Here is a 2,211-nt window from a genome sequence, read left to right as displayed (position 1 = left end):
GAAGTCGTTACGCCATTCGTGCAGGTCGGAACTTACCCGACAAGGAATTTCGCTACCTTAGGATGGTTATAGTTACCACCGCCGTTTACTGGGGCTTAAATTCTCAGCTTCGCCTTGCGGCTAACCGTTCCTCTTAACCTTCCAGCACCGGGCAGGCGTCAGTCCGTATACATCGTCTTGCGACTTAGCACGGACCTGTGTTTTTAGTAAACAGTCGCTTCCCACTGGTCTCTGCGGCCTTCGAACGCTCCCGGAGCAAGTCCGTTCACGCCTCAGGCCCCCCTTCTCCCGAAGTTACGGGGGCATTTTGCCGAGTTCCTTAACCACGATTCTCTCGATCTCCTTAGTATTCTCTACCTGATCACCTGAGTCGGTTTGGGGTACGGGTGACTAAAACCTCGCGTCGATGCTTTTCTTGGCAGCATAGGATCACTGATTTCACCCTTACGGGCTACCCATCGGGTCTCAACCTTATATGAGAGACGGATTTGCCTATCTCTCGGCCTACATCCTTAGACCGGGTCAACCATCGCCCGGCTCAGCTACCTTCCTGCGTCACACCTGTTAATACGCTAACCGCACCAGCATAGGGTCGCACGCTAGGCCCCACGCTTCACCCCGAAGGGATCCATCTAGGGGATTCAGATGCTTAGCATTACTGGATTAGTTTGGGCGGTTTTTCGTCAGTACGGGAATATCAACCCGTTGTCCATCGACTACGCCTGTCGGCCTCGCCTTAGGTCCCGACTTACCCAGGGCGGATTAGCCTGGCCCTGGAACCCTTGATCTTTCGGAGGACGGGTTTCTCACCCGTCTTTCGCTACTCATGCCTGCATTCTCACTCGTGTGGCCTCCACGGCTGGTTTACACCGCCGCTTCGCTGGCCACACGACGCTCTCCTACCCATCAACACGGCTGAACCAACACCACAAGGGTGTTAGCTAACCAAAAATATCAATGCCACAACTTCGGTGGCGTGCTTGAGCCCCGTTACATTGTCGGCGCGGAATCACTTGACCAGTGAGCTATTACGCACTCTTTCAAGGGTGGCTGCTTCTAAGCCAACCTCCTGGTTGTCTGTGCAACTCCACATCCTTTCCCACTTAGCACGCGCTTTGGGACCTTAGTTGGTGGTCTGGGTTGTTTCCCTCTCGACGATGAAGCTTATCCCCCACCGTCTCACTGCTGCGCTCTCACTTACCGGCATTCGGAGTTTGGCTGACGTCAGTAAGCTTTTGGGCCCCATCGGCCATCCAGTAGCTCTACCTCCGGCAAGAAACACGCAACGCTGCACCTAAATGCATTTCGGAGAGAACCAGCTATCACGAAGTTTGATTGGCCTTTCACCCCTATCCACAGCTCATCCCCTCCATTTTCAACTGAAGTGGGTTCGGTCCTCCACGACGTCTTACCGTCGCTTCAACCTGGCCATGGATAGATCACTTCGCTTCGGGTCTAGGACATGCGACTGAATCGCCCTATTCAGACTCGCTTTCGCTACGCATTCCCCTCTCGGGTTAAGCTCGCCACATATCACTAACTCGCAGGCTCATTCTTCAAAAGGCACGCTGTCACCAGAACAAAGCTGGCTCCAACGGTTTGTAAGCAAACGGTTTCAGGTACTATTTCACTCCCCTCCCGGGGTACTTTTCACCTTTCCCTCACGGTACTTGTTCACTATCGGTCATGTAGGAGTATTTAGGCTTATCAGGTGGTCCTGACGGATTCACACGGGATTTCTCGGGCCCCGTGCTACTTGGGATACTTCTCGGGCGATTGCTGCATTTCGACTACGGGGTTCGCACCCTCTATGACCAGGCTTTCAATCCTGTTCGTCTATACAACGTTCTAACCCTTACCATTCGGTAGAATAGGCAGAAAAGTCCCGCAACCCCGACCATGCAACGCCTACCGGCTATCACACATGATCGGTTTAGCCTCATCCGGGTTCGCTCGCCACTACTAACGGAATCACTATTGTTTTCTCTTCCTGTGGGTACTGAGATGTTTCACTTCCCCACGTTCCCTCTACCCGCCCTATATATTCAGGCGGGAGTCACCAGGTCACCTCACGGGCCTGGCGGGGTTTCCCCATTCGGACATCCTCGGATCACAGTTCGTTTATCAACTCCCCGAGGCTTATCGCAGATTACTACGTCCTTCTTCGGCTCTACATGCCAAGGCATTCACCGTTTGCTCTTAAAAATTTGA

General features: G+C 53.3%; 1 rRNA gene. It reads right to left on the bottom strand.

The annotated features are described in order from the left end of the window. A 23S ribosomal RNA gene (locus tag CXY77_RS00030) occupies positions 1 to 2,211 on the bottom strand; the annotation flags it as partial.

It is taken from the genome of Cryobacterium sp. N21 (assembly GCF_002929575.1).
Classification (GTDB): Bacteria; Actinomycetota; Actinomycetes; order Actinomycetales; family Microbacteriaceae; genus Cryobacterium; species Cryobacterium flavum.
This window is presented reverse-complemented; position numbering and strand designations above follow the sequence as displayed.